Source organism: Streptomyces sp. NPDC059679 (assembly GCF_042734105.1).
GTDB lineage: Bacteria > Actinomycetota > Actinomycetes > Streptomycetales > Streptomycetaceae > Streptomyces.
In genome coordinates, this window is sequence record NZ_JBHWES010000009.1 from 117,169 (window position 1) to 138,459 (window position 21,291).

At 70.4% G+C, this 21,291-nt stretch carries 20 protein-coding genes and 1 pseudogene; 11 read left to right on the plus strand and 10 right to left on the minus strand.

Features of this window, described 5'->3' with window-relative positions; all coding sequences use genetic code 11:
- Positions 1 to 7 precede the first annotated feature (7 nt).
- Entirely contained in the window at positions 8 to 598 is a 591-nt protein-coding gene (locus ACFV2X_RS13355) for a cysteine hydrolase family protein (protein ID WP_385615318.1), read from the plus strand.
- Between the two features lie 16 nt (positions 599 to 614).
- Here the strand turns inward: ACFV2X_RS13355 and ACFV2X_RS13360 are convergent, their stop codons facing one another.
- From ACFV2X_RS13360 to ACFV2X_RS13370, 3 genes are read right to left on the minus strand one after another with little or no spacing between them, the layout of a single operon-like run.
- Positions 615 to 1,052 (minus strand): hypothetical protein, encoded by a 438-nt coding sequence (locus ACFV2X_RS13360; protein WP_385615321.1) that lies wholly within the window; start codon positions 1,050 to 1,052, stop codon positions 615 to 617.
- A gap of 58 nt (positions 1,053 to 1,110) precedes the next feature.
- The gene (locus ACFV2X_RS13365) at positions 1,111 to 2,121 is read right to left on the minus strand and encodes an alpha/beta hydrolase family protein (RefSeq protein WP_385615324.1); all 1,011 of its coding nucleotides are present in this window, start codon (positions 2,119 to 2,121) and stop codon (positions 1,111 to 1,113) included.
- The gene (locus ACFV2X_RS13370) at positions 2,118 to 3,041 is read right to left on the minus strand and encodes a zinc-binding dehydrogenase (RefSeq protein WP_385615326.1); all 924 of its coding nucleotides are present in this window, start codon (positions 3,039 to 3,041) and stop codon (positions 2,118 to 2,120) included. Before ACFV2X_RS13370 ends, ACFV2X_RS13365 begins: the two co-directional genes overlap by 4 nt.
- A 125-nt stretch (positions 3,042 to 3,166) precedes the next feature.
- On the opposite strand from ACFV2X_RS13370, the gene ACFV2X_RS13375 reads away from it, so the two are divergent.
- Entirely contained in the window at positions 3,167 to 4,117 is a 951-nt protein-coding gene (locus ACFV2X_RS13375) for a LysR family transcriptional regulator (protein ID WP_385615329.1), read from the plus strand.
- A gap of 30 nt (positions 4,118 to 4,147) precedes the next feature.
- On the opposite strand, the gene ACFV2X_RS13380 is transcribed toward ACFV2X_RS13375, so the two are convergent.
- The 6 genes from ACFV2X_RS13380 to ACFV2X_RS13405 all read right to left on the minus strand — a co-directional run bounded on the left by ACFV2X_RS13380 (position 4,148) and on the right by ACFV2X_RS13405 (position 8,947).
- Positions 4,148 to 4,369, minus strand: coding sequence for a hypothetical protein (locus tag ACFV2X_RS13380; RefSeq protein ID WP_385615331.1), 222 nt, complete (start codon positions 4,367 to 4,369; stop codon positions 4,148 to 4,150).
- Between the two features lie 87 nt (positions 4,370 to 4,456).
- On the minus strand, positions 4,457 to 5,035 hold the full coding sequence (locus ACFV2X_RS13385; RefSeq protein WP_385615334.1) for a hypothetical protein: 579 nt from the start codon (positions 5,033 to 5,035) through the stop codon (positions 4,457 to 4,459).
- A 454-nt stretch (positions 5,036 to 5,489) separates the two neighbouring features.
- The gene (locus tag ACFV2X_RS13390; RefSeq protein ID WP_385615337.1) at positions 5,490 to 6,101 is read right to left on the minus strand and encodes a DUF6924 domain-containing protein; all 612 of its coding nucleotides are present in this window, start codon (positions 6,099 to 6,101) and stop codon (positions 5,490 to 5,492) included.
- A gap of 48 nt (positions 6,102 to 6,149) precedes the next feature.
- The gene (locus ACFV2X_RS13395) at positions 6,150 to 7,118 is read right to left on the minus strand and encodes a tetratricopeptide repeat protein (RefSeq protein ID WP_385615340.1); all 969 of its coding nucleotides are present in this window, start codon (positions 7,116 to 7,118) and stop codon (positions 6,150 to 6,152) included.
- Entirely contained in the window at positions 7,115 to 8,416 is a 1,302-nt protein-coding gene (locus ACFV2X_RS13400; RefSeq protein ID WP_385615343.1) for a hypothetical protein, read from the minus strand. Before ACFV2X_RS13400 ends, ACFV2X_RS13395 begins: the two co-directional genes overlap by 4 nt.
- A gap of 312 nt (positions 8,417 to 8,728) precedes the next feature.
- Complete coding sequence (locus tag ACFV2X_RS13405; protein WP_385615346.1) at positions 8,729 to 8,947, minus strand: DUF397 domain-containing protein; 219 nt, start codon at positions 8,945 to 8,947, stop codon at positions 8,729 to 8,731.
- 393 nt (positions 8,948 to 9,340) lie between these two features.
- On the opposite strand from ACFV2X_RS13405, the pseudogene ACFV2X_RS13410 reads away from it, so the two are divergent.
- Both ACFV2X_RS13410 and ACFV2X_RS13415 read left to right on the plus strand, forming a co-directional pair.
- Positions 9,341 to 10,351, plus strand: a pseudogene (locus ACFV2X_RS13410) (helix-turn-helix domain-containing protein); the annotation flags it as partial.
- 22 nt (positions 10,352 to 10,373) lie between these two features.
- Positions 10,374 to 12,275, plus strand: a complete 1,902-nt coding sequence (locus ACFV2X_RS13415) for a tetratricopeptide repeat protein (protein WP_385615349.1) — start codon at positions 10,374 to 10,376, stop codon at positions 12,273 to 12,275.
- 28 nt (positions 12,276 to 12,303) lie between these two features.
- Here ACFV2X_RS13415 and ACFV2X_RS13420 read toward each other — a convergent pair whose 3' ends face one another.
- Positions 12,304 to 13,128: an NAD-dependent epimerase/dehydratase family protein gene (locus tag ACFV2X_RS13420; RefSeq protein ID WP_385615351.1), complete on the minus strand. Its 825-nt coding sequence runs from the start codon at positions 13,126 to 13,128 to the stop codon at positions 12,304 to 12,306.
- A gap of 266 nt (positions 13,129 to 13,394) precedes the next feature.
- On the opposite strand from ACFV2X_RS13420, the gene ACFV2X_RS13425 reads away from it, so the two are divergent.
- From ACFV2X_RS13425 to ACFV2X_RS13455, 7 genes are all read left to right on the plus strand, one after another.
- On the plus strand, positions 13,395 to 14,357 hold the full coding sequence (locus ACFV2X_RS13425) for a 5-dehydro-4-deoxyglucarate dehydratase (RefSeq protein WP_385615354.1): 963 nt from the start codon (positions 13,395 to 13,397) through the stop codon (positions 14,355 to 14,357).
- A gap of 59 nt (positions 14,358 to 14,416) precedes the next feature.
- Complete coding sequence (locus ACFV2X_RS13430) at positions 14,417 to 15,616, plus strand: hypothetical protein (RefSeq protein ID WP_385615357.1); 1,200 nt, start codon at positions 14,417 to 14,419, stop codon at positions 15,614 to 15,616.
- Positions 15,617 to 15,750: 134 nt separating this feature from the next.
- Positions 15,751 to 16,461, plus strand: coding sequence for a GntR family transcriptional regulator (locus ACFV2X_RS13435; RefSeq protein ID WP_385615362.1), 711 nt, complete (start codon positions 15,751 to 15,753; stop codon positions 16,459 to 16,461).
- 178 nt (positions 16,462 to 16,639) lie between these two features.
- A complete protein-coding gene (locus ACFV2X_RS13440) occupies positions 16,640 to 17,542 on the plus strand; it encodes a dihydrodipicolinate synthase family protein (protein ID WP_385615365.1) in 903 nt (300 codons plus the stop codon).
- Positions 17,539 to 19,305: an L-arabinonate dehydratase gene (gene araD, locus ACFV2X_RS13445; protein WP_385615368.1), complete on the plus strand. Its 1,767-nt coding sequence runs from the start codon at positions 17,539 to 17,541 to the stop codon at positions 19,303 to 19,305. The genes ACFV2X_RS13440 and araD overlap by 4 nt, the downstream gene beginning before the upstream one ends.
- A 101-nt stretch (positions 19,306 to 19,406) precedes the next feature.
- On the plus strand, positions 19,407 to 20,348 hold the full coding sequence (locus tag ACFV2X_RS13450) for a carbohydrate ABC transporter permease (protein ID WP_385615370.1): 942 nt from the start codon (positions 19,407 to 19,409) through the stop codon (positions 20,346 to 20,348).
- Between the two features lie 83 nt (positions 20,349 to 20,431).
- Entirely contained in the window at positions 20,432 to 21,244 is an 813-nt protein-coding gene (locus ACFV2X_RS13455) for a carbohydrate ABC transporter permease (protein ID WP_385615555.1), read from the plus strand.
- The last annotated feature ends 47 nt before the right edge of the window (positions 21,245 to 21,291 follow it).

Sequence of the window (21,291 nt, forward strand, 5' to 3'; positions counted from 1 at the left end):
CACAGTGATGACAGCATTGAAAGGTTCAGTGAACGTGAACGTGCCCGAGAACACCGCCCTGCTCGTGATGGACATCCAGGAGGGCATCGTGGCCCGCGTCCACGACGACCCCGACTACCTCCCCCGCCTGGCCCGCGCCATCGACGCCGCCCGCCGGGCCGACATCCCGGTCGTGTACGTGGTCATCGGCTTCCGTTCCGGCCACCCCGAAGTGTCCGACCGCAACGCGACGTTCAGCGCCCTGCCGCCGGGCACCTTCGCCGAGGGCGACCCCCATGCGGCCATCCACCCCGACGTCGCGCCGCGGCCGGGGGAGGTCGTGGTCACCAAGAAGCGGGTCAGCGCCTTCACCGGCAGCGATCTGGAGCTGGTCCTGCGGTCCGCCGGAATCACCCGTCTCGTCCTGACCGGCCTCGCGACCAGCGGCGTCGTCCTGTCCACGCTGCGCCAGGCCGCCGACCTCGACTACCGGCTCACCGTGCTGGCCGACGGCTGCGCCGACCGCGACCCGGAGGTCCACCGGCTGCTGACCGAGAAGGTGTTCCCGGGGCAGGCCGAGGTCAGCACCGTCGACCAGTGGGTTGCGGCGGTGGGGTGAGTGCGGTCGGCGCGCGTTACGTCTCCGACGGGCCGTCCGGCGTCGAAGTGCCGTCAGATGTCGAAGTGCCGTCAGGTGTCGGAGTGCCGGGTGTTCCGGATGTCCCGGACGGCAGGATCCACACGGCGGCCCAGCAGCACCCCCGTACCACGAAGGCCCCGGCCAGCGCCCACCACACGCTGTCCACACGGACCTCGGACAGCCAGGCGATGAGATACCACACCAGCGTGTCTTGGATGAGGCCGATGACTGCCAGGATCGGCAACAGGAGCCCTTGGTACGGATCCTTGGGCGTGGCCCAGAGCGCGGTGCTGATGCCCGCGAAGAGGATGTACGCGAAGAAGTAACCGAACAGCGGGGACTCGCCCGTCTCGTCGAGCGTTATCCCCGGCAGCGCGGCGGCCAGCGCGACTCCGGGGAGCAGCCCTACCTGCTGTCTTCGAATGTCTTTCATGATCGGGACTCTGCCAGGCCGTGCGCCGCCCGGGAATACTCCGACGACCTGGAGACCGTCACATTCCGAGCGCCTCGGACATCCAGTCGGCGGCCGCGGGCAGCCAGTCCGCGTGGGCGTTGCCCAGCAGATGGTCGCCGTATGGGACGAGCAGATACTCACCGCGCGGTGCCAGGCGGGCCAGTGGCTCTCCGCAGGTCACTCCTGAGATGTCGTCCTGGCCGCCGTCGACCACCAGGAGCGGGCAGGCGATACGGGGCGCCAGCGCGGACAGGTCCACCTGGTCGGCGAAGTCGCGGGCCGCCCGGGTGCTTCCGGCGCGCCGGGTGAGGATGTTCCGGAGCGGGGGCGGCAGGGCCGGCCAGTCGAGGCGGAAGGGACCGCTCACGGTGGTGGCGGCGACCACGCGAGGCTCGTGGGCGGCGCTCTCCGCGACGTAGTAACCGCCCAGGCTGAGGCCGACGAGCCCGACCCGGTCGACGCCGAGCGCGTCCACGACCTGCCCGATCACCTGGTGGTAGTCGGGCCGGACCGTGGTGGTGGCCGCGAGTGTGCCCTGCCCGGGGCCGTCCATCGTGAACACGGCCAGGCCCCTGCGCAGCAGTGCCGAGGTGACCGCGTGGAACTCCTCCTTGCCGGAGTCCAGGCCGGGCACGACGACGACGGTGGCGTACGCGTCGGCAGGGCCGCGGAGCCAGCCGGCGAAGGCGGGTCCGTCGAGCCGGCGGGCGCCGGGTTCCAGAATCTCCAGCGCGCGGCGCATCGCGGCGTCGGCCTCGGCGGCGGACTGCGCAGCCGCCTCTGCGGCAGCCTGGGTCTCGCGGTCTGTGTACGGGCCCAGGGTGGCGAAGTGGAACCAGCGCGCGGCCACTTGGCAGTGCGCGCCGGTCGATATCGGGGAGGCGGCCTGCTCCGCGCGTACGAGGTGGCGGCGAGCGGCCCTCATGAATGCCTGTCCCCAGTCGTCGACCGAGGTCAATTCGGCGGTGACACGCTGGTATTCATGCGGGTCAAGACCGGCGGCGGTGGCGCGCGTCAGATTCTCCGCGGCGAGGTCGGCGACGTTCATGACACCACCCCCGTGGTGAGGACCGCCTTGCCGCGGATCCGGCGCTCCCGCAGGTCGACCAGGGTCTCGGCGGTCTTCGCCCAGTCCGCGGTGCGGCCGATCTCCGGATGCAGCCGCCCGTCGCGCACCAGGCGCACCAGGGTGGCCAGGTCGTGGCCATAGGGCGGGCCCGCGTAGTGGAAGTGGCGGATGACGGCGCCTTCCGGGCCGCTGAGGAGGTCGAAGAAGTCCAGCGTCGCCGGGGTACGGCTGGCCTGGCCGAACCAGATCAGCGTGCCGCCCGGGGCCAGCTCGGACAGCGCGACCGGCAGATCGGCGCCGCCGGTGGACTCCAGCACCACGTCGAACGGCCCCCGCGCCTCGGCCACCGCGTGCACGGCCGCCGCGGCGCCCAGAGCGCGCAGCCGCTCGGCGCGCGACGGGGTGGCGGTCACCACGGTGACCTCAGCGCCCGCGGCGGCGGCCAGCTCGGTGACGTAGTGGCCGACACCGCCCGAGGCGCCGGTCACCAGCAGCCGCCTGCCCGTCACGCTGCCTGCGGTGCGCAGCAGCCGCAGGGCGGTGATGCCGGCCAGCGGCAGGGCCGCGGCGTCGACGGCGCTGAGGGAGTCGGGCAGTTCGGCGAGCGAGTGGGTGGGCACGGCCGCGTACTCGGCCCACCCGCCCCGGGGCGGGTGGCCCACCACGCGGGTGCCGACCCGGGGGCCGGACCTGTCGGCGGCTGCCTGCACCACCAGGCCGGCGACGTCCTTGCCGGGCATCAGGCCCGGGTTCGGTCGTTCCAGGAGGAACGTCTCGCCTCGGTTCGGCGCGAACGCCTCGACGCGGATCAGCGCCTCGTCCGGCGCCGGGACGGGCTGGGCGTCCTCGGTGAACTCCACCGGGCGCGCCGGATCTCCCGTGGGGATCAGTCTCTGCATGCGGATCATGTAATCGGCGGTGGCACCGGACGAGCCAACAACCTGCTGGGCGAGCCGACAACCTATGGTTGTCGCCCATGGCGAGAGGCGCGTACCTCTCTGGATGGACCTCTAGGGTGAGAGCCATGGACCTCGATCTGGCGCAGGTACACGCCTTCGTTCTCGCCGCGGAGGAGGCGCACTTCGGACGGGCGGCCGAGGCGCTGTCGATCTCACAACAGGCGCTGTCCAAGCGGGTCGCACGCCTGGAGTCCGTACTGGGCACCTCGCTGTTCCTGCGCACCGGCCAAGGGGTGGAGCTGACCCGCGCCGGCCACCGCTTCCTGGAACCGGCCCGGCGGACGCTGGCCGCCGCGGACCGGGCCGTCGCCGCGGCCCTGGACGAACACCGGCCGCTGCGAGTCGATGTATGGGGCCACCTCTACGCACCCATGCGCACGCTCGCACAGGTGGCGGCGGGAAACGACGCACCACCACCGCTGGAACTCGGACACGGTCGCGATCTGCCGTCGGTGGCGGCGGCGCTGCTGCGCGGCGACATCGACGCCGCGTTCGGCCGTGTCCATCCACCGCTGCCCGCGGGGCTGACACACCGTCTGGTGCGGCTGGAGCCGGTGGACGCCGTCCTGAGTGTGGACCATCCCCTGGCGGACGAGCCCGCTCTGCGGCCCGAGCAACTGCGGAACAGCCTGCTGTGGGCCCCCGCGACGCTGGACCGACTCGACTTCCTGCACCGTTTCGCCGAGCGGTTCGGCATCCGGGACCGTGCCGAAGGCACCAACCTGGGGCTGGACGGTTTCCTCGCCGATCTGGCCGCGGACCCGCGACGCTTCTCGCTGATACCGGCCGATGTGCCGCTTCCGCACATTCCGGGGATCCGGTCCGTTCCGCTGGTCGGCCCCACGCCGCTGTACGCCTGGTCGCTGCTGTGGTGCGGCAGCGGACCCCCTCACCTGCCCACGCTGCTGAGCGCGCTCGCGGCGGAGGCGGGGCGTAGCCGCTGGCTGGAGTACGACCCGGCGCAGGACTGGCTGCCTGAGCCTCAGTCCGGGGAGGGGTGGAATCGAGCAGCCTGAGGGGCGCTGATCAACGCTGATGATCGCCGTTCAGCGCCGGTTGCGCGGGTGGTCGCGGGCGGTGCGCTCGTTGCCCCTGCGGTAGTTGCCGGTCCAGCGAGCCATCACCTCTTGCGGATCACCCGCCTCGGCCTCGGCGATGAACTGTGCCGCCCGGGAGCCGCGCAGGGTGGTCGCCGCGCGGCCGTTGTGGGCGATGACCACGCTGCCGTCGCCGCGCTGTCGGTAGGCGAAGCCGGACGGTGTGGGCATCGGTGCGCACTCCTTTCGGCCGCCGCCGGAGAGGCGTCGACCGTACCGTCCGGGAGCCGGCGGGCGCGCGTGGATTTCCGCGCTGTGTCAGGCCGCGATACGGAGCCAGGTGTCACCGGCACGAAGCCACAGAAAGCCGTCGCGCCCCTGACCGCAGCGCATGACCATCCGGCCGGGCACTCGTACCGAGCGCCGCTCGGTCACGCTCCACGTATCGCCGATCAGCTCGGCTCGGATCACTTCGGTCGACCGCTGGTTGTGGTTACGCCTGGTCAGAACCGCTCGACGGCCACGTACGGCGAATCCGTCCGGATCACGTACGGGACTGGGCCAGCTGGTCACCTCGCCCGTGGCGGGGGTGATCCGCGTCAGGAACGTGCCGCCGCGGCTGCTGCCGGAGTACCAGACCAGCCACACCCACTCACCCTCGGTGGCCGCGGTGCAGCCCTCCAGGGGTGCATCAGGAAGGCGGCCTTCCGGAGCCCATACCGCCCGGCCTTCGGCACTCCACCCGGCAAGCCCGGCCGCCGACTCCCGATGTCCTCCGTAGATCCCTTCGTCGCCGTAGGCCGTCCAGATCAACCCACCGCGGTCGGTGATCAGCACAGGAATGTCGTCACCGATGCAGAAGGAGCCCTCCTGCTCGCCCTCCGCAGACCACACCATGGCATTCGGCCCCCACGAGCCCGGCTTTTCCCCGAAGGCGCGACTGCTGGCCAGGAGGAGCCGGGAGTCCGGGAGGAGGGCGATGTGGCTGGGGCGGAGCGGTACGTCATTGAGCGTTCGGCGTTGAACGGATCCATCAGCCTGGCGAATCACCAGCATCCCCTCGAAGGGGACCTCCGGGCCCCACCCCACCCAGCCCTTGATGTAGGGGCTTTGCCGCAGCTGCCGCCGATGGACGAACAGAACAGCAAGGTCTCCCGTCGGGTCAACGGTCCACCACAGAGGACGTCGCCCTGCCCGCAGATCCGCAGTGGCCGGCCTCCAGACCTGCTGCACCTCAACGACCGCCTCCGACACCGCATCCTCCCGCTCGGAACGACCCCCATTTTGGCGGGTCGTTCCGAGCGGGGACGCACGGGGCCGGATGCGACCTCGGGTCCTGTGCCGGGTCCGGTCAGTCGGTCGCGGGGGGAAGCAAGGGCCGGGCCGGTACGGACGGCGCTGCTGGGGAGGCTTGAGGAGCGGGCCTGCCGGGGACCGTCGCGGCCGGGGGCGGGCCGGGGATCCCTGGGCGCTGGGCCGCCTGTGATGTGTCCAGATGGGCGGCAGCGGCTCCGCGCAGTTCTGCCAGAGCGGCAAGCCTCCGCTCAAGACCGTGAGGGCCGCCGACGCCACGGAACAGGCCGTCCGGGCCGACGTCATCCAGGAATTCCGCGAGCCCCATGCCCCGGACACCCGTATCGGTGAGAAGGGCCCACAGCGCCTCGGGAACGCAGCGCAGTTCGGCCCCGTCCCTCAGGGCAATGACGAGCAGCGGCATATCGGCTTCGGTCATGGTCCGCCGGTCCGCGACGACCACGACGGCGTACGGGGCGTCGGGGCCGGCCGACGCCACGATCTGCTCGCTCGTGAGCCCCGCGAGCCGCCGGTCCTCCACGGCTTCCGTATCGGCCCGCACCAGACCGCCACCCACCGGGGCGGCCACGGCCGCGCGGACGGCCCGCCAGGCTTCGTCGTCGCCGAAGTCCGTACGGAGCAGGGGAGTTGACTCGGTTTCAATCAGCACGGCTCCATGATGCTGGGCGCATCGACTCGCCGCATTGTCATTGGCTTGTCATTCGGCGATCAGTTGTTGGAGCCGCTGGCGGAGGGCGGTGGCCTGGGGGTCGGGGAAGGGGGCGAGGAGGGTGAGGGCTTCGGCGCGGTGGTGGCGGGCTTGTTCGGGCTGGTCGTTGTCGGCGTGGGCGTCGGCGAGGTGGGCGAGTGTCTGGGCCAGGTCCCAGGGCTGGGGCGGGTCGCGGAGGATGTGGGCGGCCATGGTGTGGAAGTCGATGGCTTCCTGGAGGCGGCCGAGGGCGCGCATGGTGTGGCCGATGCCGTCGTATGCCTGGGCTTGACCGAGGCGGCTGCCGAGGAAGCGCTGGAGTGTCTCGCAGGCCCAGTACGCTTCAAGGGCCTGGTCGTGACGGTTCTGTTCCCGCAGCAGGGTGGCTTGTTCAAGGCGAAGGAGGGCTTCGATTACGGAAGGGCCAGTGCGCTCCAGCAGGGCCGTAGCGTCAGTGAGGTGGCCCTCAGCCTCGGCGTGATGGCCGGCTTTCCGGGCTGCGCGGGCCAGGAGGCGTAAGGCGTCGATGTGGAGGTAGTGGTCGGCCGCAGTCTCGCGGTACACGGTCATGGCCTGGTGGGCAAGGCGGGCAGCCTCGTCGAATTCTCCGAGTCCGGCGGCTGCGTAACCGAGATTATTGAGGACCACACCAGTCCGGTCGTAGGGGCCGTACTGCCGGTAGAGAGCCAGGGCCTGCTCCAGACGGGCGCGGCTGGCAGCCAGCTCATGGCACCACGAGTGGACTACGCCCAAACCGTTGGCAGATTCGGCCACTCCAGCCCAATCGCCGATGCGGGTGCGTAGATCGAGCGCGGCTCGGTGGTGCTCGGCGGCTTGCGTCAGGCGCTTGGAGTCCTTGTACATGGCGCCCAGGGTTTCGTGTATGAGCGCCTGTGCCCGCTGATCACCCAGGCTCCGGGCGGACTCCAGTCCAGTGCGGGCCATTGCCTGCCAGTCGTCGAAAGCACCGTGGGTCACGTGAATGCCGTGCAGGGTGGCCGGCAGTTGCCAGGCGGTCTCGTCCAGCCCGGCCTGCGCGGCAGCCTGCGCGAGGCCAGGAGGTTGGCCTGCTCACTTTGATGCCAGGCAAGCGCGTCCTGCTGTCCGTGGAAGACCAGCACCGGCGCTGGGCATGTTCGCTCCGGGGGTAGGACGGAGGGGTAGAAGGATTGGGCTGCCGCGCGGGCGGTGTCGGCGGTGTGGAGGTACCAGCGGGCCAGCCGCTGTAGTGCGGCGTGCTGGTCTTCGGGGTTTTCTTCCTGATGGGCCTGGTCGGTGGCGTAGGCGCGTAACAGGTCGTGGAATTGGTACCGGTCCGCGCTGGTGGACTCGATCAGATGGGCGCCGGCCAGCAGGTCCAGTAGGCCGTGGGTCTCTCGGGGATCAAGTTCGGCGAGGGTGGCGGCGGCCTGAACCGAGAAGTCCGGCCCCGGATGCAGGCCCAGGAGGCGGAACAGGCGCGCGGCCGGGGGCGGGAGGGTGCGATAGGACCAGGCGAAGACGGTGCGTACGGCGTCGGCTTCTTCCTGGTCGGGGCTGGACAGCGCCTCCCACAGGGTCGACTCGTCACGCAGCTGGGCGGTCAGCTCGGGCAGGGTGAGTAGCGGGTGGGTGGCGGCCCGTTCGGCGGCGATCCGCAGCGCCAGCGGGAGACGCGCGCACAGCCGTGCCAGTTCGGCGATCTGGGCGGGGTCGTCGCCGGTGCGGTAGCCGCGGGTTGCTGCGGTGATCAGCTCGGCGGACTCCTGTTCGGCGAGCATGCCCAGGGTGATACGGCGGGCACCGTCGCGCACGGCCAGCCCGGAGAGGCGGTGGCGGCTGGTCACCACCGTCAGGCAGCCTGCGGTGCCGGGCAGTAGTGGGCGGACCTGGCCGACGGTGGCAGCATTGTCCAGCACCACTAGGACCTGCTTGCCCGCCAGCAGCGATCGGTACAGCTCGGCACGCTCCTCCAACCCGGCCGGGATCGCCGGGGCGGGGACGCCGAGGGCGCGTAAGAATCGCTCCAGCGCGGCCGCTGGTGCCAGCGGTGGTCCGGCGTCGTAGCCACGCAGGTTCATGAACAACTGGCCATGAGGAAACCGCCCGCTGACGCGGTGCGCCAGGCGGACGGCGAGCGAGGTCTTGCCAACCCCGGCGGTCCCGGCGATCACCACCACCGATACCCGCCCATCCGGGTCGTCGCCGTCGCCTTCGCGTAGCAGGGTGTCCAGCTCGGCGAGTTCGGCGGTCCGGCCGACGAAGCCGGAGCCATCGGCTGGGAGTTGACGTGGCACCGGAACCTCCACACTCACCGGGGCGGGGCTGTGGAAGTGAACACCGCCGAGCACCTGTCCGGCTTGCACCACATCACGCGCTGACCCTGATAGATCCGACCACACCCCACCACGCCCGGTCGAGTGCCCCGGCCCGCCGGGTAAGACATCCCCCATCCCAGCCCCTCCCCATCACCTCACCGGCGCTCGCACCACGACAAGAGCGGTATATCCCCTACCCGCCGCCCATCCTCACACACCCGCCCCCTTCGCGCTGAAGCGTGCTGTGGGCCTCGGGCACCGGCCCACAGCACCCTCGCGCGGGCTGCTCGGTTATGTCGGCATGTTGAACTCGCCGTTCCACGCGCCGAGCAGGAACGCCTCCCACCCGGCCCGGTTGAACGCCACCGACGGGCCGCTCCTGTTACGGGTGTTGCGCACGTAGGCCAGGCCCTCGTCGAAACGGACCTCCACGCACGCGCCCGTACCGTTGCTGAAGCTGCTCTTGAACCATCCCTCGTCGGGCGGCGGGAGCACCGTCATCGTGGTCATCGCCCTCCCCTTTCTCTCGGGCCGCACGCCCTGATGCAGCGGCCGGTGTCATCAGCACACCGGTGAGCAGCCAGGTGAGACCATGGTGAGAAGCCCTCACTCACGCTTCACTCACCCGGCACCAGCCCGGTCGCGGATGGGGCGGGAGTTTCTGCTGTGGCGTGCACTGCCCTCTGCTCCGACTTTTGATGCTGCGCGCTCCTGGTACGCGCCCCGTGCGCTGCCCGACCGTGGTCCTGTCAAGGACACGCTTGTTCTGGACGGAATCCGCGCGCGCCGATCCCACCCAGGGGCGTGCAACGGGGACCTGGACGGTGAGGGCACGGCGTGGACGGCATAGGCAGTGGAAGTACAGATGACGAGGGCGTGCCCGCGGAGGGGCAGGATGCGCTGGTGCGGGAGGCCGCTGCGGCGTTCGCGGCCGAACTGATCCGGTTACGCACCGGCCTGGGGCTGTCCCAACCTGATCTGGCCCGTCGTATGGGGTACGACAAGTCCTACGTCACCCATGTCGAGCGCTGTACTCAGGCCCCCAGCCAGCCGTTCGCCCGCCAGGCCGACCATGTCCTGGGTTCCCGTGAGGCCCTGACACGCCTCTGGCGCGCCTTCCACACGGCCCGTACCGCCTACCGACGACGCCCGCATCAGCCCCCGCCGCCTGCTCTGCCTGCGGATGACGCGGACACGACTGCCAGCGACACGCCTCGCGACCCGGATGCGGAAGACGGTGGGCAGAGCGCCGGCCAATCGGGGATCGACCTGCGCGGAGCGACGGGCGTGCGGATCGGCGATGGCGTGCAGATCGGCGACCACAACACCCTGCACATCACCCACCAAGCCGCGCCTCGGCCCGCCCTCGTCGCCCTGCACAGCACACTGCCCCGGGACATCGCGGCCTTCACCGGCCGCGAAAGCGAACTCCACCGCCTCCTGCGCATGGCCGAAGACGGGTACGCCCCGGTCATCAGCATCCACACCGTCGACGGCATGCCCGGCGTCGGCAAGACCGCCCTGGTCACCCACGCCGCCCACCAGTTGGCCAAGCGCTACCCGGACGGCCAGTTGTTCGTTGACCTCCACGCTCACACGGCCGGTCAGCCTCCCGCCGACCCCTCCGACGTCCTGGCCACCCTGCTCATCGGCATCGGCATCAGCCCGCAAAACCTGCCCGACACCCTGGAGGAACGGGCCGGGCTGTGGCGCGACCGCCTGGCCACTCGCAAGATGCTGCTGATCCTCGACAACGCCGCCGACTCCGCCCAGGTCGAACCGCTCCTACCGGCCTCCCACCAGTGCCTGGTCCTGGTCACCAGCCGCCGGCGCCTTATCGCCCTGGACGGCGCCGAACCGCTCCCGCTGGACATCCTGCCGCCCGACCAGGCCGCCCATCTCTTCGTCCGGTTGGCCCGCCGCAGCCCCACCGAAGTTGACCGGTCAGCGGTCACCGAGGCCGTACGGCTGTGCGGACACCTGCCCCCTGGCCATCATCCTGCTCGCCGCACGGTTGGCCCACCACCCCGCCTGGGACCTCACCACCTTCACCGACGAATTCGCCACCGCACAGGACCGCCTGGGCGAACTCGAGGCCGACAACCGCGCCGTCGCCGCCGCCTTCGACCTCTCCTACCGAGATCTCCCACCCCACCTCCAGCGCCTCTTCCGCCACCTCGGCCTCCACCCCGGCCCCGACATCGACCCCTACGCCACCGCAGCCCTCGCCGACATCCCCCTGGCCAAAGCGCGACGCCACCTGGAAACCCTCTACGCCGACCACCTCATCGAAGAACCCGCGCGCCACCGCTATTGGCTCCACGACCTCCTGCGCGAATACGCCCACACCCTTACCACCCACGACCCGGCCGACACCCGCGCTCAAGCCACTGACCGCCTACTGACCTACTACACCCACACTGCCGAAACCGCAGACCACCGCCTCAACACCACCCCACGCCCCCACACCACCCCCGCACCCGATGCCGCACCCGAACTCACCACCCACGGAGACGCTCTGGCGTGGATGCGTACCGAATACCCCAACCTCCTCGCCTGCGCTCGTCACACCGCCGGGCACACCCACCCCACCCATCTCATCGCCCTCGCTAATGCCATGGCTGTTTTTCTCCGCCAGCAAGGGCCGTGGGACCAGGCCATCACCCTCCATCGAACCGCCGCCGAAACCGCACACCTCGTCAACGACGCCCACAACGAAGCAGGTTCCTTGCGGGAACTGGGGCGGGTGCTGTGGTTGACGGGTGATAACGCGGGGGCGGCGGAGTTGGCTGAGCAGGCGCTGGATTTGTTCCGCGCCCTAGGCGACCGCAGCGGCGAGGCGAACGCCCTGTGGGACCTGGGCCGGGTGCGATTGGGGGGTGATTACGCGGGAGCGGCGGAACTGTTCGAGCAGGCGCTGGATGTGTTCCGCGCCCTTGGTGACCGTCTCGGCGAGGCGAACGCTCTGCGGGAGCTGGGTCGGGTGAGGTGGTTGATGGGTGCTTACACGGGGGTGACCGAGCTGGCTGAGCAGGCGCTGGATTTGTTCCGCGCCCTAGGCGACCGCAACGGCGAGGCAGGTTCCCTGCGGGACCTGGGGCGGGTGCTGTGGTTGACGGGTGATTACGTGGGCGCGGCAGGGTTGGCCGAGCAGGCGCTGGATCTGTACCGAGTCCTCGGCAACCGTCTCGGCGAGGCGAACGCCCTGCCAGAGCTGAGTCAGGTCCGGCAGTTGATGGGTGATTACGTGGGGGCGGCGGGGTTGGCTGAGCGGGCGCTGGATGTGTGCCGCGATCTCGGTGACCGTCTGGGCGAGGCGAACGCTCTGCGGGAGCTTGGAGAAGTCCGGCGGCTGATGGGTGATTACGTGGGGGCGGCGGGCTTGGCTGAGCGGGCGCTGGATCTGTACCGAGTCCTCGGCAACCGCCAGGGCGAGGCATTCGCGCTGCACGAGCTGGGCATGGTGCGAACCCAGGTGGGGGATTTCGAAGCAGCGTCCAAGCTGCTGGCACGGTCACACAGCCTGTTCAAGGAGGTCGGTGATATGCAGGGAGAGGTGGAAGCACTGAATAGCACCGGCGATCTTCTGGCCGAATCTGACGGGCAAGCGATTGCCGTCTATCAGCAAGCTCTCTTCCTGGCACGTCAGATCCGCAGCTTCCTTGGCGAAGCGCATGCCCTCGAAGGAATCGCCCGCTGCCAAGCACGCACCGACAGCACACACCAGGCCGCCATCGCCACTCTCCGCGAGGCCGTGGCCGTCTACCAACGCCTCGGCGCCGCCGAGGCGCCCGCGGCCACCGAGTACCTGGCCCGCCTGGAAGCCGGACAGGCCTAGCCTCGCCGGATGTTGTAGCCCAACACCCTCAGTACGGCCAAATCGGCGGGTTGGTGCAGAAGTGCCCGCCCAGATAAGCATGATCAGGGTTGCCCGGGTCGAGCTCCCCCTGCTCAGCGATGAGCTTCGCCGCGTACGGCTCCGAGTCGTCCTGCGGCTCGTAGCCCAGTGCGCGGGCTGAGGTGAGGTCCCACCACAGGCGGGTGTTGGCCGAGCTGCCGTAGACCACCGTGTAGCCGACATCCTCCGCCGTGAGGGCCGCATGGAGGAGCCGGGCGCCGTCGGCTGGGCTCATCCAGACCGACAGCATGCGCACCGACGTCGGCTCGGGGAAGCAGGAGCCGATGCGGATGGCGACCGTCTCGATGCCGTGTTTGTCCCAGTAGAAGGACGCCAGGTCCTCGCCGAAGGACTTGGACAGGCCGTAGAACGTGTCCGGGCGGCGCGGGGTGTCGATGGGGATGAGGGATTCCTCCGGCACGGGAGTGGTGGCCGGGCGGGGGGTGAAGCCGACGGCGTGGTTGCTGGAGGCGAAGACGATGCGGTGGATGCCCGCCTCGCGTGCCGCCTCGTAGAGGTTGTAGGTGCCCTCGATGTTGGCCCGCAGGATCTTCTCGAACGGGGCTTCCAGGGAGATGCCCGCGAGGTGGATGATCGCGTCGACCCCCCGTACGGCCTCCCGTAGCGCGTCCTTGTCGGCGAGGTCCGCGGTGATGGCGTCCGGCTCGCCCTCGATGGGCATGACGTCGAAGAGGCGTACCCGGTACCCGTACGTCGCGGGCAGCAGTTCGCGCATCAGGGTGCCCATGCCGCCGGCGGCGCCGGTGAGGAGAACGGTGCGGGGAGCGGGCATGTGGGGAACTCCTCCGTTAAGGGCGGAAATTCATACATAGATGCCGTTCATGAACATGGACACGCTAGGGATGGTGGCGGGGGTGCGTCAAGAGTCGTGGGAGCGGGTGGGGGCGTGTCGCGCGCGGGGCCGCGTGCGTGCAGCCGCCTTGACCCGCGCGGGCAGGCTGTCCTACCGTGGCTTCGTTCATAAATGTAGATGACGATCAGAAACATGTACGCGCCGATGAGGTGATGGCACGTCGGCGCACACGACAGGGAGAGCCCGTGACCTCAGCCTCACTCGCCGAGCGCCTTGACGGACTGCTGTTCTTCCCCGTGACCGCCTACGGGCCCGACGGCGCCCTGGACCTCGACGCGTATCGCGCGCATGTGCGCGGCGGGATCGAGGCGGGGGCGGCCGCTGTCTTCGCGTGCTGTGGCACCGGCGAGTTCCACGCGCTCACCGCCGAGGAGTTCCGCGCCACCGTCGCCGCCGCCGTCGAGGTGGCCGACGGGCGGGTGCCGGTGATCGCCGGGGCGGGGTATGGCACCGCCCTCGCCATCCAGTACGCGAAGCTCGCCGAGGAGGCCGGGGCGGACGGGCTGCTGGCCATGCCGCCGTATCTGGTCGTCGCCTCCCAGGAGGGGCTGCTGCGGCACTACACCGCGCTCGCGGGCGCGACCGGCCTCGACGTCATCGTCTACCAGCGGGACAACGCCGTCTTCACCCCGCAGACCGTGGTCGAGCTGGCCAAGGTCCCCGGCATCATCGGGCTCAAGGACGGCCTCGGCGACCTGGACCTGCTACAGCGCATCATCAGCGCGGTGCGCGCCGACGACCCCGAGGGGAAGTTCCTCTACTTCAACGGGTTGCCCACCGCCGAGCTGACCGGGCTCGCCTACCGCGGCATCGGCGTGCTGCTCTACTCCTCCGCGGTCTTCTGCTTCGCCCCCGAGATCGCCCTCGCCTTCCACAAGGCTCTGATCACGGGCGACGACGCGACGTGCAACGCACTGCTGGACGGCTTCTACCGGCCGCTGGTCGAGCTGCGCAACCAGGGGCGCGGCTACGCCGTCTCGCTCGTCAAGGCGGGGGTACGGATGCGCGGTCTGGACGTCGGTGAGGTGCGCTCGCCGCTGTCGGAGCCCAGCCCCGCCCACGTCAAGGAGCTGGCCGAGCTGATCGAGCGCGGGCTGGCCCTGGTGCCCGGGGGCAACGCCGCTACCGTAGCCGACGACCGCGCCTGACGACCGTGTCCGACGGCCACGTCTGACGACCGCCCGACGACCCCTAGGGGGAAACCGCGTTGAAAGCCTCCGCCTTCGTCTACCCCTGGGACGTCGTCGGCGATCCCGACGCCGCCCGCCGCATCGCCGACCTCGGGGTCCAGCAGGTCACCCTCGCCTCGGCGTACCACTCCACCCGCGCGCTGACCCCGCGCCACCCGCGCCACCGCATCGTCACCGCCCGGCACGCCGCCGTCCTCTACCCGCCGGACCCCGACCGCTGGGCGGGCCGGGCGCCGCGCCCGTACGAGCAGTCCTGGGTGGACGGCGCCGACCCGTACGGCGCGGCGGCCGGCGCGCTCGCCGACGCCGGGCTCGAGGTGCACTCCTGGGTGGTCCTCGCGCACAACTCCCGTATGGGTGACGAGCTTCCGCACACCTCCGTGCGCAACGCGTACGGCGACCGCTACCCCTGGGCGCCCTGTATCGCCCGCCCCGAGGTGCGCGCGTACGTGGTCGACCTGGCCGCCGAGGCGGCGGTGCGCCCCGGCACCCGCGGCACCGAGCTGGAGTCCTGCGGCTGGTACGGGGTCACACATCTGCACGCGCACGACAAGATCGGCGGGGTGCCGCTCGGCGGTGCGGCCCAGTACCTGATGTCGCTGTGCTTCTGCGACAGCTGCCACGCGGGCTACGCCTCGCTCGGCGCCGACCCCGAGGAGCTGCGGCAGGCGGTGCGGCGCGCGCTGCGGCCGATCTGGTCGGGGGAGGCGGCCCAGGGCGGCGGCGACCGGGCCGCGGAGTGGGCCGAGGTGGAGAAGCTGCTCGGCGCCGACCACGCCGCCACCTTCGCCACCTGGCGCGACCGGGTCGCGGCCGAGCTGCAGCGGGACGCCGTCGCCGCCGTACGAGGGGCGGCGAGCGGCGAGTTCCAGGTGCTGTTGCACGCCGACCCGGCGCCCCACCGCTTCGGCGCGAACGTCGGGGTGGACCCTGCGGGCATCCTCCGCCACGCCGACGGCGTCGTACTGCCCTGCACCGGGAACGACGCGGGGCGGGTCGATGTGCTGACCCCCTTCGTCCCGCACAAGACCGAACGCACCACCTTGGCGGCGAACTTCACCGTCGTCGCCGGCATGGGCGGCAGCCCGGGCACCCTCGAAGCCGACGCCACCCACGCGGTCGGACTCGGCGCGGACGAAATCCGGCTCTACCACGCCGGACTCGCCTCCGACGCGGACCTCGCCGCTGTCCGCACCGCCCTCGAACGGCTTCCCTGAGCGCACTCGACTCACCTGGGCCGCCCCGGCAATTTCGTCAGAACCGTTGACGAACCCCCGGGGCGGTCCTAATTTCATCGCGTCGTACTTCGTACGTCATATATGAGACGCGATATGTGAGATCTGAGAGCCCCATGGACATTGCGCCGAGCCCGATCCCCTCCCGTACACAGTACGTACTGGAGGCGGTCAAGCACGGGATCCTCACCGGACGGCTGCGGCCCGGCCAGCCCCTCGTCGAGACCGAGCTGGCCGCCCAGTTCGGCGTCTCCAAGACCCCGGTCCGCGAAGCGCTCAAGACCCTCGCCGGCCGGGGGCTCGTCGTGATGAGCGAGTACAAGGGCGCGACCGTACGCACCGTCGACACCGCTATGGCCCACGCCGTCTATGACGTACGCCTGCTGCTCGAGCCCGAGGCGCTGCGCCGCACCGTCACCACGCGCGCCGACCTGGCCGGCGCGAGCGCCGCCCTGGAGCGCTCCGCCGCCGCGGCCGACCCGGCCGGCCGCTCGCTGGCCAACCGCGACTTCCACCGTGCGCTGTATCTGCCCTGCGGCAACCCGCTGCTGGCCGGGATCCTCGACGAGCTGCGCGATCAGGCGGCCCTCGTCTCCGCCGTCGCCTGGCAGGCCGTTCCGTCCTGGGAGCGGGAGGCGGACGAGCACCGCGAGATCCTTGCCCGCGCGCTCGACGGTGACGCGGACGGCGCGGCCGCCGCCCTGCACGACCACATCGCTTCCTTCGTCCGGCGCGCCTTCCCGGACGTCGCGGAAGTTCCCGAACGCCCGGATGCCGCAGGCGGTTTGGCCCCGGGCGCCGCCCGGGCCGCGGAGGCCGCCCCCTAGACCGCGTGGGCGCGTGCGATGAGGGGACGGTCCCGCGCGCGCCCACGCGACCCACCCCCAACCCGCGACCGTCCCCGGCCAACAGGCCCAACCGGCCCACCGACCCCTACCGATATGCGGCTCCGCCGCGTACGGCCCGACCAGCCGTACCGGCCCGATCAGAAGGGATAGGCACCGTATGGACCACTCACCACTGAGGGCGGCGCTCGCGGACGTCGTGGCGATCCCGGTGACTCCGTACGACGCCGAGGGCGCGGTGGAACAGGACACCTACCGCGCCCTGCTGCGCCGGCTCCTGGACGGCGGCGTACGGGCCGTCACCCCCAACGGCAACACCGGCGAGTTCTACGCCCTCACCCTCGCCGAGCGCCGGTTGGTCACCGAACTGACCGTGGCGGAGACCGGCGACCGGGCCGCCGTCCTCGTCGGCGTCGGCCACGATGTGGCCACCGCGGTCGAGGCCGCCCGGCACGCCGGCGAGGTGGGTGCCGGGATGGTGATGGTGCACCAGCCCGTGCACCCCTACGTCTCCCAGGACGGCTGGGTCGACTACCACCGCGCCATCGCCGAGGCCGTCCCCGAGCTCGGGGTGGTGCCTTATCTGCGCAACCCGCTGATCGAGGGGGCCGCCATCGCCCGGCTCGGCGAGGCATGCCCCAACGTCATCGGCGTCAAGTACGCGGTCCCGGACGCGGCGCGCTTCGCCGCGGTGGCCCGCGACGCGGGGCTCGACCGGTTCGTCTGGGTGGCCGGGCTCGCCGAGCTGTACGCGCCCTCGTACTGGGCCGTCGGCGCCACCGGCTTCACCTCCGGACTGGTCAATGTCGCCCCGAAGGTCTCGCTCGACATGCTGGGCGCGCTGCGCGCCGGGGACTACGCGGGCGCGATGAAGGTGTGGGAGCAGATCCGGCCGTTCGAGGATCTGCGCGCCGCCCATCAGTCGGCCAACAACGTCAGCGTCGTGAAGGAAGCGCTTGCTGCGCTGGGCTTGTGCCGCCGCGACATCCGCCCGCCCAGCAGCGCGCTGCCCGAGCCGCAGCGCGCCGAGGTCGCCGCGCTGGTCCAGGGGTGGGCGATATGACGCCCGCGACCCCCCACACCCCCACGAGCTCCGGCAGAAAGACGCCCGAACAACTGCGCAGCCACCAGTGGTACGGCACCGACGGCCTGCGCTCCTTCAGCCACCGGGCCCGCACCCGCCAGCTCGGCTACCTCCCCCAGGAGCACCTGGGCAAGCCGGTCATCGCGATCCTCAACACCTGGAGCGATATCAACCCCTGCCACGTCCATCTGCGGGACCGCGCGCAGGCGGTCAAGCGCGGGGTGTGGCAGGCCGGCGGATTCCCGCTCGAGTTCCCGGTGTCGACGCTCTCGGAGACCTTCCAGAAGCCGACGCCCATGCTCTACCGCAATCTGCTCGCCATGGAGACCGAGGAGCTGCTGCGCTCCTACCCGGTGGACGGCGCGGTCCTCATGGGCGGCTGCGACAAGAGCACGCCCGCGCTGCTGATGGGGGCCGCCACCGCCGACCTGCCGACCGTGTTCGTGCCGGCCGGGCCGATGCTGCCGGGCCACTGGCGCAACGAGGTGCTGGGTTCGGGCACCGACATGTGGAAGTACTGGGACGACAAGCGGGCCGGGTTAATCGGCGACTGTGAGATGTCCGAGCTGGAGAGCGGCCTGGCCCGCTCGCCCGGCCACTGCATGACCATGGGCACCGCCTCGACGCTGACGGCCGCCGCCGAGGCGCTGGGCGTCACCGTCCCCGGCGCCTCCTCCATCCCGGCCGTCGACTCCGGACATGAGCGGATGGCCGCGGACTCGGGGTTGCGCATCGTCGAACTGGTCTGGCAGGACCTCAAGCTCTCCAGGATCCTCACCCGTGAGGCATACGAGGACGCGGTCGCCACCGTCCTCGCGCTCGGCGGCTCCACCAACGCCGTGATCCATCTGATCGCCATGGCCGGGCGGTCCGGGGTGCGGCTCACCCTCGACGACTTCGACCGGATCGCCCGTACCGTCCCGGTGCTGGCCGACCTCCGCCCCGGCGGCCGCTATCTGATGGAGGACTTCCACTTCGCGGGCGGCCTGCCCGGCTTCCTCGCCGAACTGGCCCAGTTGAAGGACGTCCTGCACCTGGACCGCCCGACCGTCGCCCACACCACCCTGCGCGAACAGCTCGACGGCGCCCTCGTCCACAACCCCGAGGTCATCCGCCCGCTCGACAACCCGCGGGCGAGCGAGGGCGGGGTGGCGGTGCTGCGCGGCAATCTGTGCCCCGACGGCGCGGTCATCAAGCACATCGCCTGCGAGCAGCGGCTGCTCGAACACACCGGCCCGGCCGTCGTCTTCGACGACTACAAGACGATGCAGGCCACCATCAACGACCCCGCCCTCGGCATCACCGAGGACAGCGTGCTGGTGCTGCGCAACGCCGGCCCGCTCGGCGGCCCCGGGATGCCCGAGTACGGCATGCTGCCGATCCCCGACCACCTCCTCAAGAAGGGGGTGCGGGACATGGTCCGCATCTCCGACGCGCGGATGAGCGGGACCAGTTACGGGGCCTGTGTGCTGCATATCGCGCCCGAGTCGTACGTCGGCGGGCCGCTCGCCCTCGTCCGCACCGGCGATCTGATCACCCTCGATGTCGAGGCGCGCACGCTGCGCCTGGAGGTCGACGACGCCGAGCTGGAGCGGCGCCGGGCGGCCTGGACACCGCCCCCGCCCCGCTACGCCCGCGGTTACGGCGCGCTCTACCAGGAACAGATGACCCAGGCCGACACCGGCTGCGACTTCCGCTTCCTTTCCGCCCCCGGCGTGGACCCCGAGCCATACGCGGGCTGAACTCCCCTCTGAGCAGCAATTTTTTTGCACGACATACCGAACAACATTCGGTAAGCGCTTCACCCGCCCGACCGTGCACCCCTGAGAACGGAGAAGCAGTCATGGCCGACGCCGTGGCGAAACCACCCCGGGTCACCCGGCGCCGTACCAGTGGTACCAAAGGCAAAGGCTCCGCCCGCCGCCTCCCGTATCTGCTGATCGCACCCGCAGGGCTGCTGATGCTGGGCTTCATCGCCTATCCGATGCTCAGCGTCCTCTACTACAGCCTGCAGAACTACAACGTCACCAAGCCCTGGCGGAACGGCTACGCGGGCCTGGACAACTTCACCAAGATCTTCACCGACGACCCGCAGTTCTGGGACACCCTCGCCTTCAGCGGCAAATGGGTCGTCACCGAGGTGCTGCTGCAGCTCGTCCTCGGACTCGCGCTCGCCCTGCTGGTCAACCAGACCTTCATCGGCCGCGGCATCGCCCGCGCCCTGGTCTTCTCGCCCTGGGCCGTGTCCGGGGTGCTGACCACCACCATCTGGATGCTGCTCTACAACCCGTCCACCGGCATCAGCCGCTACCTGGCGGACGCGGGGATCGGCAGCTACGGCACCTCGGTGCTCTCCGGCACCGGCACCGTCTTCTGGGCGGCCGTGCTCGCCGAACTCTGGCGCGGCGTTCCGTTCTTCGCCATCCTCATCCTGGCCGATCTGCAGTCCATCCCGAAGGATCTGTACGAGGCGGCCTCGGTCGACGGCGCGGGCCGGCTGCGGCAGTTCTTCCACATCACCCTGCCGCATCTGAAGGACGCGATCATCCTCTCCACGCTGCTGCGCGGGGTGTGGGAGTTCAACAACGTCGACCTCCTCTACACCCTCACCGGCGGCGGCCCGGCCGGGCAGACCACCACCCTCCCGCTGTATGTCGCCAACACCGGCATCGACGGACACGACTTCGGCTACGCCTCCGCGCTGACCACCGTCGCCTTCGTGATCCTTCTCTTCTGCTCGATTCTCTATCTGCGCCTGAGCAAGTTCGGAGGCGACACCAAGTGACCACCGCACTCGCGGAGAAGGGCCTCGCCCCCGCCCCCGCCACCGCTCCGGACGCACACAAGGGCAAGAAGCGCGGGCGCGGTATCGACCAGGGCGTGCCGCGCTGGCAGATCTATCTGCCGCTGGCCCTCTATCTGCTGTTCACTCTGATCCCGTTCTACTGGATGCTGCTGTTCGCGCTGCGCCCGGCCGGCTCCACCTCGCTGGTGCCGTGGCCGATGACCGGTGAGCACTTCGCCAAGGTCTGGAACGAGCGAAGCTTCGGGATCTTCTTCCAGAACAGCATGATCGTCGGAGTCTCCTCGCTGGTGATGACCACGGCGGTCGCCCTGGCCGGCGGCTACGCCCTGGCGCGCTTCGAGTTCAAGATCAAAAAGGCGTTCATGCTGGCGCTGCTGGCCTCGCAGTTCATCCCCGGCGCGCTGATGCTGGTTCCGCTCTTCGAGATCTTCAAGAACCTCCAGATGATCAACTCGCTGGGGAGCGTGGTCATCGCAGAGACGGTCTTCCAGCTGCCGCTGTCCATGATCCTCATCAGCGGCTTCATCAGGAACGTGCCGGTGTCCCTGGAGGAACAGGCATGGGTGGACGGCTGCGGCCGCTTCCGCGCCTTCTGCGCGGTGGTGCTGCCGCTGCTCCGGCCCGGCCTGATCGCGGTGGGCTCCTTCGCCTTCGTCCACAGCTGGAACCACTTCCTGTTCGCCCTGATGTTCCTGAGCTCCCAGGACAAGCAGACCATCCCGGTCGGCCTCAACACGCTGATCGGGTCGGACAGCGTCGACCTGGGCGCACTGGCGGCGGGCGGAGTGATCGCCGCCGTGCCCGTCGTCATCGTGTTCGCCTTCATCCAGAAGTGGCTGATCACCGGGTTCAGCGCGGGCGCGGTCAAGGGCTAGGCGCCAGGCCGTAACGCCGCCGCGCAGCGGCTCGGCCGCCGATCGGA

What these genes read in the sequence shown, in the direction of transcription:
- ACFV2X_RS13380 (WP_385615331.1), bottom strand. Translation starts at nt 4,369, where the DNA reads ATGCCCACACCGTCCGGCTTCGCCTACCGACAGCGCGGCGACGGCAGC.
- ACFV2X_RS13375 (WP_385615329.1), top strand. Translation starts at nt 3,167, where the DNA reads ATGGACCTCGATCTGGCGCAGGTACACGCCTTCGTTCTCGCCGCGGAG.
- araD (WP_385615368.1), top strand. Translation starts at nt 17,539, where the DNA reads ATGACGCCCGCGACCCCCCACACCCCCACGAGCTCCGGCAGAAAGACG.
- ACFV2X_RS13435 (WP_385615362.1), top strand. Translation starts at nt 15,751, where the DNA reads ATGGACATTGCGCCGAGCCCGATCCCCTCCCGTACACAGTACGTACTG.
- ACFV2X_RS13420 (WP_385615351.1), bottom strand. Translation starts at nt 13,128, where the DNA reads ATGCCCGCTCCCCGCACCGTTCTCCTCACCGGCGCCGCCGGCGGCATG.
- ACFV2X_RS13450 (WP_385615370.1), top strand. Translation starts at nt 19,407, where the DNA reads ATGGCCGACGCCGTGGCGAAACCACCCCGGGTCACCCGGCGCCGTACC.
- ACFV2X_RS13440 (WP_385615365.1), top strand. Translation starts at nt 16,640, where the DNA reads ATGGACCACTCACCACTGAGGGCGGCGCTCGCGGACGTCGTGGCGATC.
- ACFV2X_RS13405 (WP_385615346.1), bottom strand. Translation starts at nt 8,947, where the DNA reads ATGACCACGATGACGGTGCTCCCGCCGCCCGACGAGGGATGGTTCAAG.
- ACFV2X_RS13355 (WP_385615318.1), top strand. Translation starts at nt 8, where the DNA reads ATGACAGCATTGAAAGGTTCAGTGAACGTGAACGTGCCCGAGAACACC.
- ACFV2X_RS13360 (WP_385615321.1), bottom strand. Translation starts at nt 1,052, where the DNA reads ATGAAAGACATTCGAAGACAGCAGGTAGGGCTGCTCCCCGGAGTCGCG.
- ACFV2X_RS13365 (WP_385615324.1), bottom strand. Translation starts at nt 2,121, where the DNA reads ATGAACGTCGCCGACCTCGCCGCGGAGAATCTGACGCGCGCCACCGCC.
- ACFV2X_RS13370 (WP_385615326.1), bottom strand. Translation starts at nt 3,041, where the DNA reads ATGCAGAGACTGATCCCCACGGGAGATCCGGCGCGCCCGGTGGAGTTC.
- ACFV2X_RS13385 (WP_385615334.1), bottom strand. Translation starts at nt 5,035, where the DNA reads ATGGTGTGGTCTGCGGAGGGCGAGCAGGAGGGCTCCTTCTGCATCGGT.